The following is a 16,301-nucleotide window of genomic DNA, read 5'->3' on the forward strand; positions in this document are numbered from 1 at the left end:
CCGGGTCCCTGACACCGAGCGGCGCGCCTTATCCACCCTACAGCGGGGCCGGTTCTGTAGGGTGGATAAGCGCAGCGCATCCACCATTGGCCTCGCTGCCGACACGCTGTTGGCGGCGGCCACCCAAATTTGGAACTGCTGTCGACTGCCGGGGTTGCAGGCACGCCGGTCGTGCTTTGTGCTAGGCTCCGATCTGCAGACCGTATCCCTGTCGAGCCTCACGCCCGAGGGCGAATCCATGGCCGCCACCGCCGACTGTCTCTCCTGCCCGCCCCCCCCGGACCCGCATCGGGTCGACCAGCGCATTCTGCTCAGCGGTGTCGGCTGGAGCGTTTGGCAGGATGGCAGGTTGCGGTGTTACGCTTTGGGGGGCGATGGCTACCGGGTTGCCGCCCGCAGCCGCTTCCTCCCGACGCTGGACCCGCGCCTGATTCAAGACTGCATGAGTGCACCCAGCCAGACCGAGGCACTGGCCCTGCTGCGCGCCAACCGCACCGCCTGAACGCCAAGCAATCGTCCAAGATGCTGCCGCCGACCAACTCAAGAACCTGGCGCCCGGACTGGGTCGCACTACGCCGCTTGCTGCTGCAACCGCGGGTCGCCGACGCGGCCCTGGAGTCGGCGCTCAACGAGGCCCGGGCGCGGCAGCCGCTACCGGTGATCTGGCTGCTCGGCAAGGCCCAGTCCGGCAAAACGTCCATCATCCGCGCGCTGACCGGAAGCCCGCATGCGGTCATCGGCAACGGCTTTCGTGCCTGCACCCGAACGGCCCGCAGCTATGACTTCCCCACCCCGGCCCCGGTGGTGCGCTTCCTCGATACCCGCGGCTTGGGCGAGACAGCCTATGACCCGCGTGAGGACATCGACTACTGCGAGTCCCAGGCCCACCTGATCCTGGGGGTCATGAAGGCCACCGACCTGGATCAGGCGGAGGTGTTCCGGGTCTTGCAGGCGGTGCGCCGCCGCCATCCTCATTGGCCGGTCGTCATCGCCCAGACCGGACTGCACGAGGCCTATCCGCCGGGCGCCGGTCACTGCCTGCCCTACCCCTTCGATCAGCAGCCCTGGCCGCCCACCGTCCCCAACGATCTGACCCGCGCCCTGCACGCCCAACGCGCCGGCCTGGGCAAACTGACCGGAGACTCGGCCGCGCGCTGGGTGCCGATCGACCTGACCCTGCCGGAGGACGATCTGGCACCGGCCGACTATGGATTGGCCGCCCTCTGGGGCGCCATCGGGGAAGTCTCGGCCCTGGGGTTGCATGCGCTGCTGGGCGGTGACGCCGAAGTCCGCGACACCTTTGCCCGCACCGCTCACCCCCACATCGTCGGCTACGCCCTGGCCGCGGCCGGCGTTGGCGCCTTGCCGGCGGTCGATCTGGTGATGGTGCCGGCGGTGCAGGCCAAGCTCCTGCACAGCCTGGCCGCCATCTATGGCCAGCGCTGGAGCGGCCAGGACCTGTCCGAGTTTCTCGGCCTGCTGGGCCTGGGGATCGGCACCGGCTATCTGGCGCGCCTCGCCGGGCGCGGGCTGGTCAAGTGGGTGCCGGTCCTCGGTCAGACCCTGGGCGTGCTCTGGGGAGCGACCGCAAGCGGGGCGACAACCTATGCGCTGGGCAAGGCCGCCTGTTACTACTTCGGCACTCGACGCCTGGGTGAACGGATCGACAGCACGACGCTGCGCCGGACCTACACCCAGGCCCTGGCCGCGGGGGCGCAGCTGCTTGCGAGCGAGCAAGAGGCGAGCACGGGGGGTAGGAACTAATGTACGCAACTGAACGTGAGTAAGAAATTCGAACGCATTTCGTTGTCGTTGTCGTTGTCGTTGTCGTAATCGTAATCGAAGAAGCGATGCCATTGGGTTGCAATGCGGCCTTGATCGTAATCCCGGCCAGCGGCGTGCGTAGTCAGGGCTTCCAGCCCTGACAGTGTCAGGCCAGGATGGCCTGACTACGCACCCGGCGAGCCCAAGTGGCCGGAATCTTGATCGAGGTCTGCAATGCTGACCCGGCGCGGACAGCGAAGCCTCGATGTGTGTTTGAGAATCAGAGAGCTACGACTTCGATTACGATTACGATTACGATTACGACAACGATGCTGAAGACATTCCCGAACGGACTTCCGCGGACCCATACTGATGCTCAACCGCAGTGACCGTCTGCGCCTCGCCGCGCTGTTGCTCTGGACCCTGCCGGTCGCCGCGCTCCTGCCGCTGGGGCTTTGGCGGCTCTGGGAAACCGGCACCGTCCTGTATTGGATGGCCGCCATGGTCGCGTGCAGCGCACTCGGCTACGGGCTCCAATACGGGCTGCGCCGCCGTGACGCGCGCCTGCTCGCCGGCGCCCAGACCACCCCAGACCCCGCCTGGCCCCCCCAGTCCAAGACCGCCTGGGATGCCATCGAAGCCATGGCGACGGCCATCCAGCCCGCGGACTGGCCGCTGTCCGATGGCCCGCGGCTCGCCGATCTGGGACGCGCCGCGCTCGACCAGGTGGCGCGCATCTATCACCCGCAGAAGGCCCAGCCCTTGCTGGAACTCACCCTGCCGCACGGACTGCTGATCATCGAACGCGCCTGTCGCGACCTGCGCACCGAGATCGCCGCGCAGATCCCGTTCAGCCACCGCCTGACCATGGGCGACCTGCTGCGCGCCTACCGTTGGAAATCGACCGCCTCACGTCTGCTCGACCTCTATCGCGCCGGCCGGCTGGTGATCAACCCGGCCAGCGCGCTGCTGGGCGAGACCTGGGAGCGGCTGCGCGGCCGTGCCTTTGACGCCGCCTGGGCCGACCTGCACCGCTGGCTGCTCCAGGAATACGTCCGGAAGGTCGGCTACTACGCCATTGCCCTGTACAGCGGTCGCCTGACCCTGACCACGGACGCGCCGCCCGCCGCGGCCACACCCGCGTCCCGACGCGACCAGGCGCGGGCGGCCGACACCGCGTCTAATCAGGCCGACGAACCCCTGCGCATCCTGATCCTGGGTCGGGCCAACGCCGGCAAGTCGAGCCTGATCAACGCGCTGTTCGGGCGCCTGACGGCGCCAACCGATGTCCTGCCCGACCCCGCCATGCCCGTCACCCCTTATCGACTGGAACGGGATGGCCTCACCACCGCCCTGATCTTCGACAGCCCCGGCATCGACACGGCCGGACTGCCGCCCAAGACCCTGGAGACGCTGGTCGCCGACGCCGATCTGGTGCTCTGGGTCACCGCCGCGCATCGCCCCGATCGCCAGGGCGAGCGCACCGCCCTGGACCGCATCCGCGCCCTCTGGAACAGCAAACCCGACCATCACCCACCGCCACTCCTGATCGTCGTGAGCCACATCGACCTGTTGCGCCCGCCGCGCGAGTGGCAGCCCCCCTATGACCTGATCAACCCCCAGGGCACCAAGGCCGCCAACATCCGCGCCGCGGTGGAAGCCGTCGCCGCGGATCTGGAGGTACCGACAGCCGACGCCGTTCCGGTCTGTCTGGCCGAGGGTCGTGTTTACAACGTCGCCGACAGCCTGTGGGCCGCGCTCCTCGAACGTCAGGGACCAGCCGATCGGGTCCGGCTCCTGCGCTGCCTGGATGAACGCAAGCGCTCGGAGAACTGGTCACTGCTGCGGCAGCAACTGGCGGGGGCCGGCCGGTTCCTCGCCACGCTGCCGCGGCGGATCATCGGCTGAGCGATCATCCGGCGGCACTTGCGGTCCCGCGGAAACCGTCAACCCCACGACATATTTTTTCGGCGCGATCGGCTGGACTTCACGGGTATGAGGTCGCAGACTTGTCGAGGGCGGACCTAAGAACTATGACATCCCGCCGCCACCAAGGGGGACCAATCGATGAATGACCTTAATAAACCGGACGTCCTGCGGCGCTCCGTTCTGGGCACTGAGCTCACTGAGGCCGAGGCCCAGGTGCTCGCCGGGCGCATGGGGGTGATGACCCTGCACGACCGCGAGACGCTAGTCTCCGAGGGGGAAACGCGGCATACCCTGGTGCTGCTCGCGGAGGGCCGCATCGCCGTCGGCAAGAGCGTCGGACCCAACGAGGAAACCGTCTACCAGATGCGCGCCGGCGAATGCGCCGGCACCCGAGCTTTCGTCGACGGCTCGCAACGCAAGGCCGCGTTGCGCTCGATCGGTGACAGCACCGTGCTGACTCTGGAGCCCGAGGCATTTGAAACCTTGCTCGACACCCACCAACGGATCGTCTACAAGGTCATGCGTGCGATCTTCCGCATCACCCACGCCAACCTCATGCGCGCGAACGTCGAAGGCACCGAGCTTCGCAATTATATGACGCGGAGCCGCGGGCGTTACTGAGGTGATTTGAGGTGTAGGGGCGACTTCAGTCGCCCCGATTCGGACGCAGGTGCGACTGAAGTCGCACCTACACGGTATCCAAATTGTCGGAAATCACCTAAGCGCCACGGCGACTCACAAGACCAAGTTTACAACGCCAGTTCGATCCCCCCCACCAGCGCTCCCGGCAACAGAGCACTCTCGGTGCTGCGCCCTTCGTAGGTCTGCGGGTCCATCAGGAGATCCCGCTCGGTCGTCAGCCCTTCCAGCCGGTCGCCGAGCAGGTGATAGAGGCTGTCGTCGAACCGCATGACCTTGACCGGAGCCTCAATCCGGCCCTGCTCGACCCACCAGGTGCCGAAGCGCGTCATACCGGTGACCCGCGCATCATTGGGGTCCGACCAATTGCAATACCACAGGTTGCCAATCCACAGCCCGGTATCGAGCCGGGCGAGGACGTCCGCCGGCGCCAACTCGCCCGGATCGAGCCCCACGGACGCAGGGGAACCCCCGGCCGCGTTGACCGGCTCACCGTACTCCTTGGCATCCCGCGAGTCGACCAGGCAGTGCCCGAAACGGCCCTGGTCGATCAGCGTGACCCGCCCCGGCTGGATGAAGCCATCACCGGTGAACACGGGCGTGAGACCGCGGTCCTGCTCCTCGCGGATGGTCACGCGGGGATCGAACGCGCGTTCACCGCGAATCAACTTGAGCAACGGGGTCTGGCGGGTACGGTGACTCTTGAGATCGAAGCCACCCCAGGCGAGCATGCCCATCAGTTCCGCAACAGCGGCCGGAGCCAGGTAGGCTCGGTAGCGGCCTGGTGTGATGACGCGCGCCGGACGCGCCATCACGGCAAGCCCCTGGCGCATCGCTTCAAGCTTGCCGGCCAGAACTCCGGGCTCCCAGGTCAGACCGCTGTAGCTCGCCTTAACCGCCTTGTCCGACTCCAGATAGGCGCTCCAGTCCAGGTTGAAACTGGTGCTCGCATGCCAGTGGCTATGGCCGATGGAACTGGCCAGACCCGCGCTGATCTCACCGGAGGCCCAGATCCCAACCAAATCCAAACCGGCGGCGGCCGTGATCAGATCGGCGACGGCGGCCCCGGCGTCGGGCGGCGTTTCCCCGACCCAGCAGTCGCTCACGGACGGTTCAGTCGAATAATTCAGGTACGGATCATCCGGCACATGGGCGAGGCGCTCGCGCAGCCGCGCCAGCAGACCCCGGGCGAGCGTCAAATCCTGCTCCAGTTCACCGCTCAAGTCGCAAGCCGCCTCGGCCTGCCGCGCGCCGCTGATCAGATTCAGCCCGAGCACGGCTGAGCGCACCGCGCCGGCCTGACGAATGCGGTTGCGGTTGAGCCGCACGAAATCCGATGACTCGGCGTCCAGACTGCAAAAGAGGTGCTCATCCCCGCGCAGCCCGGCGCAGAGCTGCTCACTCAGGCTATAGAACGCATCCTGATTCATTCCCCACCCCCGAAGACCGCAACCGACCGGAACAGCGCGGGCGGAGTGGCGTGTCCCACATAGACCGATTGATTGGGCTCGCCTTTACCGCAGTTCTGCACGCCGCGCACCTCGCGCGCGGCGGGCCCGCCGACACCGTCCAGACTCCGCCAGAACTCGGCCGAAATGCCGCGGTAACCGGGGTTTCGGACCAGGCCCTTGAGTTCACCGTCGACGATGAGCCGACCCAACTCACACCCGAACTGGAACTTGTTGCGACTGTCGTCGATCGACCAGGAACGGTTGGTGTCCATCAGGATGCCCCGCTCCACCCGCGCGATCAGCGCATCGAGCGTCCCCTCCCCCGGCTCCAGATTGATATTCGCCATGCGATCGATGGGCGGTCGGTCCCAGGCGCAGGCGCGGGCGTTCGCGGTGCCCGGCAGGCCGCTGCGCGCCTGCGACAACACCCCGCCCAGCGGCCGCTCCAGGATGCCATTGCGGATCAGATACTCGCGCCGTGACGGCGTGCCGTCGTCGTCCGCCGCACCGGAGACCAACTCACCGGGGACGGTCGGATCGAAGGTGACATTAAGCAACTCGGAGCCGTAACGATAGGTCCCGAACATCTCGGGGGTCACGAAACTGGTGCCCGCGTAATTGCGTTCATCGCCGAGGATACGGTCCAGTTCCAGCGGATGGCCGATGCTCTCGTGAATCTGCAAGACCATCTGGCCGGGGGTCAAAATCAGGTCACGCGTATCCCGCGGACACTCCGGCGCGGTGAGGAGCGCGATCGCCTCCTCCGCCACCCGCGGGGCGTCCGCCAACAGGCCGGCGGCGCTGATTCGCTCCAGCCCGCCCTGCTGGGACCAGTCGGCGCCGCCGCCGTGACGGCGCTGGGTCTGACTCCCCGCGTTGGCCACCGCCGCCAGACCGGGGCTGACATAGGTCCAGACCTGGGTGATATGGCCCCCGTCGCTGGTCACCAGGAGTTGCTGGACCCGGCGGTACGCAAGCCAGGCGGACCAGTCGACGATACGTTCATCCAGCGCCAGCGCCTGGTTGGCCTCCTGGAGCAGCAGGAGCTTATCCGGCAGGCGCATGGCCTCCCAGGGCTCGGCGACCGGGCCGTGGTAATCAGCCCGCAGGGCGCTGCGCGGATAGTGGGCGGCATCGAAGAGCCCGAGCCAGGCATGACGCGCGGCCCACCCCAGGGCCTGGTCCGCGGCAGCCCGCAAACCCGCGGGGCTCAGGTCGCTGGTGGCGCCGTAACCAACCCCGCCCCCGACCACCAAGGTGACCATGGCGCCCAGTGAAGCGCCCAAGGCGCTGGGTTCGACCACGCCCTGACGCACGGCCAGGTGGTCGGATTCCTCGTCTACCAGACGCAGGGTCCAGTAGTCGCAGGCGGGGGCCGCGGCGGCGAAACGCTCGGCGATCTGGTGGAGTCGGTCCATGGGACAGTGCTGGTCTCAAGCGATGATCAAAGGGTGAATCTGGGTGTAGTCCGCGCCGCTGTCAACCGCATCCTGCACAACGGTCACAAGGTTTTCATCGGTCCGTGATACCATCCCGCGCCATGCTGACCTACCCCGACATCGACCCCATCGCCATCGCCATCGGACCGCTGCGCGTCCATTGGTACGGGCTTATGTATCTGCTCGGCTTTGCCTTCGCCTGGGGGCTGGGTCGATGGCGCGCGTCGCGCCCCGGCTCGGGCTGGAACGCGGACATGGTCGACGACCTGATCTTTTACTGCGTCATCGGTGTCATCGCCGGCGGCCGGCTGGGCTACATGGTCTTCTACGGGTTTGATCAGATTCTAGCGAACCCGCTGAATTTAATTAAGGTTTGGGAAGGCGGAATGTCCTTCCACGGCGGCCTGCTCGGGGTCGTCTTGGCGATGGCCCTGTTCGCCCGCCGCCACGGGCTGCACTTCTTCCAGGCGGCGGACTTCATCGCCCCCTTGGTACCGACCGGGCTCCTGTTCGGGCGCATCGGCAACTTCATCAACGGGGAACTCTGGGGCCATCGCACTGATGCGCCCTGGGGCGTGCAACTGCCCTGCATCCAGTTTCCCGACCAATGCGCGGATCAGCCGGCGAGCGCACTGCTCAGCCCCGCGGTGCACGCCTCGCAGCTCTACGAGGCTGCACTGGAGGGCCTGGTCCTGTTCCTGATTCTCTGGTTCTTCTCCAGCCGACCGCGGCCGATGATGGCGGTCTCCGGGCTCTTCCTGCTGCTCTACGGGTTGTTCCGCTTCCTGGTCGAGTTCGTACGCACCCCGGACGCCCACCTCGGCTACCTCGCCTTCGACTGGCTCACCATGGGGCAAATCCTCTCATTGCCCATGATCCTGTTCGGGGCGCTGTTCCTCGGCCTCGCTTACCGTCGGCGCCCAACCGCCTGAGCCGCAGGAGTCCAAGCCTACCAGGGCCGATACACCAGCCCCGGGATGGCCCGCGAGGTGAACACCGCCGGCAGTTGCCGCACGAACTCCTGAAGCTCATCCAGGTCCATATGCTTGCCATAAGAGGCCTTGGCAGCCTCCACCGGCAGTTCGACCCAGTACCGCGCCGCCTTGGGCTCGCACAGAATCTGCAGCGTGGTGTCCTGTGGATCGATGAGACCGAGGAAGTCATCCTCGGACTGAAGCCGCGGCAGCAACTGCTCGCGGATGTCACGCGCGCTCATCTCAATGGCACTGGCGGACGACACGGACTCACCGGAGCGCTCGAAGAGATAGAAGACTCGATAGTGCATAGTGCGCAGAAATCCTTGGTTTAGAGACCGAACCCACCCGGCGGCATACCGCCTCCCGGGAACCCCCCGGGGAAACCGCCCGGCATGCGCCCGCCGATCGCGCGCATCATCTTGGCCATACCGCCGCCCTTCATTTTCTTCATCATCTTCTGCATCTGTGTGAACTGCTTAAGCAGCTTGTTCACATCCTGGACCTGGGTTCCCGATCCCAGGGCGATACGCCGGCGGCGCGAACCCTTGATCACTGCCGGAAACTGTCGCTCCTGCAGCGTCATCGAGTTGATGATCGCGACCAACTTACCCATCTCCTTGTCGTTGACCTGATTCTTCATGTGCTCCGGGACCTGGTTCATGCCCGGCAGCTTATCCATCAGGCTCGCCATCCCACCGAGCTTGCTCATCTGCTCCAACTGTTCCTTGAAGTCGGCCAGATCGAAGTCCTTGCCCTTCTTGAGCTTCTTGACCAACCGCTCGGCCTGCTCCCGATCAACCTTGGACTGCATCTCCTCGACCAGCGAAATCACGTCGCCCATCCCGAGGATACGGGAGGCGACCCGATCCGGGTGGAAGGGTTCCAGGGCGGTGGTCTTCTCGCCGGTCCCCAAGAACTTGATCGGCTTGCCGGTGATCTGGCGGATGGACAGGGCCGCGCCGCCACGGGCATCACCGTCGGTCTTGGTGAGGATGACACCGGTCAGCGGCAGCGCCTCGTTGAACGCCTTGGCGGTGTTCGCCGCATCCTGACCGGTCATGGCGTCGACCACGAACAGGGTCTCGATCGGATTGATGGCGGCGTGGATCGCCTTGATCTCATCCATCATGGCCGCGTCCACATGCAGCCGGCCGGCGGTATCGACGATCAGCACATCCTTGAACTGCTTGCGCGCCGCATCCAGACCGGCGCGGGCGATGGCCACCGGGTCCTGATCGCCGCTGCTCGGCAGGAAGCTCGCGCCGACCTCGGCGGCCACCGTGCGCAACTGCTCGATGGCGGCCGGACGGTAGACGTCGCAACTCACCACCAGCACGGTCTTCTTCTGCTTCTCCTGCAGCCAGCGGGCGAGCTTGGCCACGCTGGTGGTCTTGCCCGAGCCCTGCAGGCCCGCCATCAGCACCACCGCGGGCGGTTGCGCCGTGAGGTCCAGACGCTCGTTGGCCTCGCCCATCAGGGCGATCAGTTCGTCGTTGACGATCTTGATCAGCACCTGACCCGGGGTCAGGCTGCGCATGACCTCCTCGCCCAAGGCCTTCTCGCGCACCTGATCGACGAACTGACGCACGACCGGCAGGGCCACATCCGCCTCCAGCAGGGCCATACGCACCTCGCGCATCGTGTCCTTGATATTGTCCTCGGTCAAACGCCCCTGGCCGCGCAGGTTGTTCAACACGCGCCCGAAGCGCTCCTGGAGATTCTCGAACATGCTTGACCTCGATGATGCCTGACAGTGGTCGCCGGCCGTCGACATGCGGCATCCGCACCCCGCGCCAACGATGTCCCGCGCAAATTCTGGCAGTATAGCGCCGCCGCAACGTTTTCCGGACCGCCGCTTTATGCCATTATCCGCACATCATGACGCACATACTCTTCTCCGCCTCCGCCATCCTCTTCTATCTGGCCGCCACCAGCGTGATCGGCTTGCGCCTGTTTCGCCCGCACGAGGCTTGGGTCCCCAGCCGCGACGTTGCGCTATCACTCGGCTTCGCCGGCCTGATTCTCCATACCTGGCTGTTATGGAACAGTATTTTCAGTCAAGTCGGACTGAACCTGGCCTTCTTCAACGCCCTGGCCCTCACCTCCTGGACCGTGATCACCCTGCTGCTGGTCTCCAGCCTGACCAAGCCGGTGGAGAACCTGGGTCTGATCCTGCTCCCGGTGGCAGCGGTGACCCTGGTGCTCGAGTCGGCCTTCGGCGAAGTCGCCTTCCTGAGCGCGACCGCGAGCTGGCCGCTGAAACTCCATGTCCTGCTCTCAATGCTCGCCTACAGCCTGCTGACCCTGGCCGCCGTCCAGGCGATCCTGCTGGCGATCCAGGACAACCATTTACGCAACCGCCACGCCAGCAGCTTCGTGCGGGGGCTGCCGCCGCTGCAGACCATGGAGAGCCTGCTGTTCGAGATGATCGCCGCGGGCTTCGTGCTCCTGACGCTGGCCCTGCTGTCCGGATTCGCCTTCCTGCAGAACATGTTCGCCCAGCATCTGGTCCACAAAACCGTGCTGTCCACCCTGGCCTGGGTGGTCTTCGGCGCACTCCTGCTTGGGCGCTTCCGCTACGGCTGGCGCGGACGCACCGCGATCACCTGGACCCTGAGCGGCTTCCTGATCCTGATCCTCGCCTACTTCGGCAGTAAGGTCGTCATCGAATTCATCCTGCCGAGGTAAGGGAATCCACAGCAATTCCAAATTTGGGCGGCAGCATCCAGCATGGAGCCGTCGGCGAGACTGATGGTGGATGCGCTGCGCTTATCCACCCTACAAAACCTGCGCTGTTGTAGGGTGGATAAGGCGCGCCGCACGATGTTCGGAATTTGGTACGTCGGTCGTGCGCGCCGCATCCACCAGGGGCTGCACGAGACTCTCAGAACTGGAACTGCTGCGGAAGCCACGGGGGACTTGCCCGGAGCCTCGCAACAGTGCAGAATTCTCGCTCCGTGATGGAGACAGACCCACCATCCGGAGCGGCCCCGCGATCGGACCACCGATGCTCGGGGCACCATGTTCGGGGCAGTAGCTCAGCTGGGAGAGCGCCGCGTTCGCAATGCGGAGGTCAGGGGTTCGATCCCCCTCTGCTCCACCAAACAGACGTTTCAGAACGTCCCAGGCAATCCCCAAGCCCGCGTAACAGCGGGCTTTTTGTTGCCTGATGGTTCCGTATGGGAGCCGGGCATGTTGAACGGGGAAGGCTGCAAGCCCAAGGGTCTGGCAGATTGGGCGCGCACCCTCGGTGGCGTGATCGGCAACCCGCGGGTCTTGCCCCAGCTTTGGAGTCCTGCGGGGGTAGGTCGATCGATCCGTGGAAGAACGAACAAGCAACCCAGCCACGCACCGATGCATGGCGGCGACCAACAAGAAGGACGACCATCCGTGGACATTCAGACGCACGAAGAGCTTAAGGCCAAGATCTGGGAGATCGCGAACCGGCTCCGGGGACCCTACCACCCGCCGCAATATCGCCTGGTGATGCTCCCGATGGTCGTCCTGCGCCGGCTCGACTGCGTGCTGGAACCGACCAAGGATGCCGTTCTCAAGCGACGCGGCGAACTGGAGGCCCAGCAGATGCCGGAGGCGGCCATGGACCGGCTGCTCGGCAAGGCCGCCGACCCTAACCGCAAGCACCCGCTCTATAACACCAGCCCCTACACCTTCGCTCGCCTCCTCGGCGACGCCGAGAACATCGCGCCCAACCTGGTCTCCTACATCAACGGCTTCTCGCCCATCGCCCGGCGCATCTTCGAGCGCTTCAAGTTCGCCGACCAGATCGAGAAGCTGGACGGCCGCAACCGACTCTTCACCATCGTCAAGGCCATGGCCGAGATCGATCTTCATCCCAAGCGGATCGACAACCTCCAGATGGGCTACGTGTTCGAGCACCTGGTGATGCGCTTCAACGAACAGGCCAACGAGGAGGCCGGCGATCACTTCACGCCGCGCGAGGCCATCCGCCTCATGGCGAACCTCATCTACACCGGCGAGCAGGACGTCTACAAACCCGGCATCTTCCGCACCATCTACGACCCGGCCTGCGGCACCGGCGGCATGCTCTCCGAATCCGAGAAGCTGATCCTCTCCCAGAATGCCCGGGCGCAGCTTGCCCTCTACGGCCAGGAATACAACGACGAAGCCTGGGCCATCTGCTGCTCAGACCTGCTCATCAAGGACGAGGACACCGCCAACATTGTCCTCGGCGACACCCTGGGCGACGGCAAGACCAGGGACGGTTTCGAGGGCTGGCACTTCCACTACATGAAGGCCAACCCGCCCTTTGGCGTCGAATGGAAGGACCAGAAGGACGTGGTCGAGCGCGAGCACAACACCCTGGGTTTCGCCGGCCGCTTCGGCGCCGGGCTGCCGGCCATCAACGATGGCTCGCTCCTATTCCTCCAGCACATGATCTCCAAGATGTACCCCTATGCCGAGGGGGACGAGGACCGGCCCGGCTCCAGGATCGCCATCGTCTCCAACGGCTCGCCGCTCTTCTCCGGCGACGCCGGCTCGGGGCCATCCAACATCCGCCGCTGGATCATCGAGAACGACTGGCTCGACGCCATCGTCGCCCTGCCGGACCAGCTCTTCTACAACACCGGCATCTTCACCTACGTCTGGCTGGTGACCAACCGCAAGCCGCCCGAGCGGCGCGGCAAGGTGCAGCTCATCGATGGCACCCGTTTCTTCCGGAAGATGAAGAAGAGCCTCAACAACAAGCGCAACGAGATCACCGAAGACCAGATCCGCCTTCTCACCCGCGTCTACGGAAACTACCAGGACGGCGAGACGGCCGAGGTCCAGATCGACGGACAGACCGAGACCCGCGTCATCTCCCGCATCTTCGACAACCGCGAGTTCGGCTTCCTCAAGGTGACGGTCGAGCGCCCCTTGCGCATGCATTTCGCGGCCAGCCCCGAGCGCATCGCGCGACTCATTGATCAGAGCGCCTTCGCCAATCTCGCCGTCTCGAAGAAGCGCAAGGACAAGGCCCAGGTCGAGCGTGAGGAGGATGAAGGACGCAAGCAGCAAGAGGCCATCCGGGAACTGCTCGCGACCCTCGAAGGCAAAGGGCGGTACATGAACCGCAGTGCCTTTGAGGCCGACCTGACCAAGGCCGCGAAGCGCGCCGGGCTCAAGCTCCCGGCCCCCATCAAGAAGGCCATCTTCGCCGCCCTCGGCCAGCGCGACCCGGACTCCGCAATCTGCCGCGACGCCAAGGGCCAACCGGAGGCCGATAGCGAGCTGCGGGACACCGAGAACATCCCACTCCCGCCCGGCACCGCACTGCCCCTGCCCATGGACTTCGGCCCGGACAAGCCCAACGACCGGCTGATTGCGGCCTTCCGGGGCGAGATCGACGCCTACATCGCACGGGAGGTCCTGCCCCATGTGCCGGATGCCTGGGTCGACTACGACAAGACCAAAGTCGGCTACGAGATCCCGATCAACCGGCACTTCTATATCTATAAACCGCCACGGCCGCTCGATCAGATCGAGGCGGATATAGGCCGACTGGAAGGCGAGGTCGCCGGGCTGCTGAAGGGGCTACTGACATGATTTTCGATCCAAGTGACCAGGAACAACGCCTAAAATGGGTGTTTTCCAGCTGTAAGAACGGTGCCTGGGGTACAGAGCCCGACGGCGAAACGGATGTTGTCTGTATCCGGGCAGCAGATTTCGACGGGCGGCGAGGGCGTCTTAATGGCGGCGAGCGAACGCTTCGGTCTATTGATCCGGAGATTTACGAAAAGCTCGCGTTGCGCTCCGGGGACATTATTCTTGAGAAATCAGGTGGTGGAGAGAAACAGCTGGTCGGTAGGGCGGTGCTGTTTGATGGCGAAGAGCCAAGCATCACTTCTAACTTCTTGGCGCGGTGCAGGCCCGCACCGGACATGGAGCCAGCGTTCATCAACTACCTCCTCTTGGCGATCTACGAAGCTCGGGGTACCTTCCCTCATCTGAAGCAAAGCACTGGTATCCAAAATCTCGATCTGGGTAGCTTCCTGGATATTCGAGTCAAGATCCCGCCGCTCGGCACGCAGCGACGCATTGCACGGTTTCTGGACGAGAAAACGGCCCGTATCGACGGGCTGATTAGAAAGATGTCAGGACCCGGGCCAACTTCGATAGTCCAAAATGATCCGTCGAACTCTAGCGAAAAGAGCCTCTTGGGTCTCTTGCTAGAATATCGCGCAGCGGTGATAACGGCTGCCGTTACCGGCCAAATTGGAGAATTGAATGGCGATTGAATTTCATGACGGCATCGACGCACTGCGTGGTCTCATCGGCGCGAGTGGAATTAAAGGCGAATGGTCGGACGACGGCATTGGGAAGCACACGTTCAAATCCCAAAGAAAGGGTGTCCTCAACTACTGGCCTCATAAGGGCACGATCCAATGCCAGGGTAAGGGAGAGCCGAAAGCGGAACTAGAGCAGATCTTATCGGCAAGTGTGCCGATATCGAGTTCTGCGATTGTCTCGACGCCGAAGGACGAGAAAACGAAGATATTTGTGGTCCACGGCCATGACACGCGCGCACTCGAACAGCTTGAACTTGTCCTGCGTAGGCTCGGGCTGGACCCATATATCCTTCAAAATAACGATGGGGAGTCGAAGACTCTCATCGAAGCCCTTGAGCAGCAGATTTACAAGGAAGCCGCCTTCGGCATTGTGCTTCTCACTCCGGATGATTATGGCTACCCGAAGAGCAAGACTGATCAAGATCGGCAGCCGCGCGCACGTCAGAATGTAATTCTCGAACTAGGAATGGTCCTGGCTTCGCTTGGTCGAGAGCGAATGGTTCTCTTGAAGAAGGGAGCATTGGAAATCCCGACTGATGTAAACGGCGTCATCTACTTGGAGTTCAACGATCATGTTAAGGAAGTCGCCGTGAAATTGGCCACGCGTATGAAGGGTGCAGGAATCAAGATCTCCGATGCCCTTATTCATTCAGCGGCTGCTTAACGATGCCCGGCCATACCGAGCGCGATTTCATCTGGCTCCCACGCTCCAGCGCTCTTCGTTATACACAAGTCCGTAAGTATCTGTTTTGTAAGACTCCGCCGCTCTTGACCAACATTATCGTCACGTAGTGAAATCAACAGCTTGCGATGTGTCGGAGACACATATGTGTAACGAAGAGCGCTCCAGTGTGGGAGCAAGCCCCGACGCTCCAGCGTCACGTCCGCTGCTCGGGACGCCGGAGCGTCCGACCGGCATTCCCACACTGGAGCATCGCAACGAGAGGGGCGCTGACGGTGCAAGATCCCGCGTCACGTCTCGATCGGTTGCGCCACCAGCTTGACGCCCAGCGCATGACAGACGCGGTTGATGGTATCGAAACGCGGCTGTGCGTCGGCACGCAGTGCCTTGTAGAGGGCTTCGCGCGCGATCCCGCTCGCCTTGGCGATCTCGGTCATGCCGCGCGCGCGGGCGATGTCTCCCATGGCGGCGGCCAACAAGGCGGGGTCGTCCTCCTCCAGCACGATGGTCAAATATTCGGCGATGGCCTGGTCGTCTTCCAGGTGCTCGGTGATGTCGAACTCGGGCAAGTCGGCAATGCGGATCTTCTCGCTCATCGCTCAATCCTCCAGGGTGGACGCCAAGGCGATGGCCCGGGCGATATCGGCCTGCTGGGTCGACTTGTCCCCGCCGCCCAGCATCAAGATCAGCACCGCCCCGCGCGGTGCTTAGTACATGCGCCAGCCGGGGCCGAAGAATTCGCGCATCTCGAAGACGCCGCCCCCGACCGGCTTCACGTCGCCGAGATTGCCAAGCGATGCCTTACGCAATCGGGTCGCCAGACGCCGCCGGGTCATGCGGTCGGTGATCCCTGAAAGCCAGGCGGCGAATTCCGGGGTTTGCTTGATCGTGACCATAGGGTAATCGTAATCGAACGGTTACAGGGGGGCAAGTTTACGACGCGGGAGGGGAGCGCGCGCGGTCGCAGACCAGCAATTCCAAATTTGGGCGGCAGCATCCAGCGTGAAGCCGTCGGCGGGGCTGATGGTGGATGCGCTGCGCTTATCCACCCTACAAAACCTGCAATTTTGTAGGGTGGATAAGGCGCGCCGCACGATGTTCGGGATTCA

At 64.3% G+C, this 16,301-nt stretch carries 14 protein-coding genes, 1 tRNA gene and 1 pseudogene; 10 read left to right on the forward strand and 6 right to left on the reverse strand.

Annotation, left to right across the window (positions count from 1 at the left end):
• From QZY03_RS21390 to QZY03_RS21405, 4 genes and pseudogenes are all read left to right on the forward strand, one after another.
• Window positions 1–502: pseudogene (locus QZY03_RS21390) on the forward strand (hypothetical protein); the annotation flags it as partial.
• A gap of 20 nt (window positions 503–522) precedes the next feature.
• A complete protein-coding gene (locus QZY03_RS21395) occupies window positions 523–1,764 on the forward strand; it encodes a GTPase (protein ID WP_295584414.1) in 1,242 nt (413 codons plus the stop codon).
• Window positions 1,765–2,136: 372 nt separating this feature from the next.
• Window positions 2,137–3,672: a GTPase gene (locus QZY03_RS21400; RefSeq protein ID WP_295584416.1), complete on the forward strand. Its 1,536-nt coding sequence runs from the start codon at window positions 2,137–2,139 to the stop codon at window positions 3,670–3,672.
• 159 nt (window positions 3,673–3,831) lie between these two features.
• Window positions 3,832–4,314 (forward strand): Crp/Fnr family transcriptional regulator, encoded by a 483-nt coding sequence (locus QZY03_RS21405; RefSeq protein WP_295584418.1) that lies wholly within the window; start codon window positions 3,832–3,834, stop codon window positions 4,312–4,314.
• Between the two features lie 128 nt (window positions 4,315–4,442).
• On the opposite strand, the gene QZY03_RS21410 is transcribed toward QZY03_RS21405, so the two are convergent.
• On the reverse strand, window positions 4,443–5,762 hold the full coding sequence (locus QZY03_RS21410; RefSeq protein WP_295584419.1) for a metallopeptidase TldD-related protein: 1,320 nt from the start codon (window positions 5,760–5,762) through the stop codon (window positions 4,443–4,445).
• Window positions 5,759–7,201 (reverse strand): TldD/PmbA family protein, encoded by a 1,443-nt coding sequence (locus QZY03_RS21415; protein WP_295584420.1) that lies wholly within the window; start codon window positions 7,199–7,201, stop codon window positions 5,759–5,761. The genes QZY03_RS21410 and QZY03_RS21415 overlap by 4 nt, the downstream gene beginning before the upstream one ends.
• 122 nt (window positions 7,202–7,323) lie before the next feature.
• On the opposite strand from QZY03_RS21415, the gene lgt reads away from it, so the two are divergent.
• Window positions 7,324–8,154: a prolipoprotein diacylglyceryl transferase gene (gene lgt / locus QZY03_RS21420; protein WP_295584422.1), complete on the forward strand. Its 831-nt coding sequence runs from the start codon at window positions 7,324–7,326 to the stop codon at window positions 8,152–8,154.
• A 17-nt stretch (window positions 8,155–8,171) separates the two neighbouring features.
• On the opposite strand, the gene QZY03_RS21425 is transcribed toward lgt, so the two are convergent.
• Both QZY03_RS21425 and ffh read right to left on the reverse strand, forming a co-directional pair.
• On the reverse strand, window positions 8,172–8,507 hold the full coding sequence (locus tag QZY03_RS21425; RefSeq protein ID WP_020505767.1) for a hypothetical protein: 336 nt from the start codon (window positions 8,505–8,507) through the stop codon (window positions 8,172–8,174).
• Between the two features lie 20 nt (window positions 8,508–8,527).
• Window positions 8,528–9,928 carry a signal recognition particle protein gene (ffh, locus tag QZY03_RS21430; RefSeq protein ID WP_295584425.1) on the reverse strand — a complete coding sequence of 467 codons (1,401 nt, stop codon included), beginning with the start codon at window positions 9,926–9,928 and terminating at the stop codon, window positions 8,528–8,530.
• Window positions 9,929–10,077: 149 nt separating this feature from the next.
• On the opposite strand from ffh, the gene QZY03_RS21435 reads away from it, so the two are divergent.
• From QZY03_RS21435 to QZY03_RS21455, 5 genes are all read left to right on the forward strand, one after another.
• On the forward strand, window positions 10,078–10,887 hold the full coding sequence (locus tag QZY03_RS21435; protein ID WP_295584427.1) for an inner membrane protein YpjD: 810 nt from the start codon (window positions 10,078–10,080) through the stop codon (window positions 10,885–10,887).
• Window positions 10,888–11,226: 339 nt separating this feature from the next.
• Window positions 11,227–11,302, forward strand: a tRNA-Ala gene (locus QZY03_RS21440).
• A gap of 287 nt (window positions 11,303–11,589) precedes the next feature.
• Window positions 11,590–13,767: a class I SAM-dependent DNA methyltransferase gene (locus QZY03_RS21445; protein ID WP_295584428.1), complete on the forward strand. Its 2,178-nt coding sequence runs from the start codon at window positions 11,590–11,592 to the stop codon at window positions 13,765–13,767.
• Window positions 13,764–14,459: a restriction endonuclease subunit S gene (locus QZY03_RS21450; RefSeq protein ID WP_295584429.1), complete on the forward strand. Its 696-nt coding sequence runs from the start codon at window positions 13,764–13,766 to the stop codon at window positions 14,457–14,459. The genes QZY03_RS21445 and QZY03_RS21450 overlap by 4 nt, the downstream gene beginning before the upstream one ends.
• Window positions 14,449–15,174 carry a TIR domain-containing protein gene (locus tag QZY03_RS21455; protein WP_295584431.1) on the forward strand — a complete coding sequence of 242 codons (726 nt, stop codon included), beginning with the start codon at window positions 14,449–14,451 and terminating at the stop codon, window positions 15,172–15,174. Before QZY03_RS21450 ends, QZY03_RS21455 begins: the two co-directional genes overlap by 11 nt.
• A 308-nt stretch (window positions 15,175–15,482) precedes the next feature.
• Here the strand turns inward: QZY03_RS21455 and QZY03_RS21460 are convergent, their stop codons facing one another.
• Together QZY03_RS21460 and QZY03_RS21465 are read right to left on the reverse strand one after the other, a co-directional pair.
• Complete coding sequence (locus QZY03_RS21460; protein WP_295584433.1) at window positions 15,483–15,788, reverse strand: addiction module antidote protein; 306 nt, start codon at window positions 15,786–15,788, stop codon at window positions 15,483–15,485.
• A 111-nt stretch (window positions 15,789–15,899) separates the two neighbouring features.
• Entirely contained in the window at window positions 15,900–16,088 is a 189-nt protein-coding gene (locus QZY03_RS21465) for a type II toxin-antitoxin system RelE/ParE family toxin (RefSeq protein WP_295584435.1), read from the reverse strand.
• Between the last annotated feature and the right edge of the window lie 213 nt (window positions 16,089–16,301).

The organism is uncultured Lamprocystis sp. (assembly GCF_903933125.1).
In the GTDB taxonomy this organism is placed as follows: Bacteria; Pseudomonadota; Gammaproteobacteria; order Chromatiales; family Chromatiaceae; genus Thiodictyon.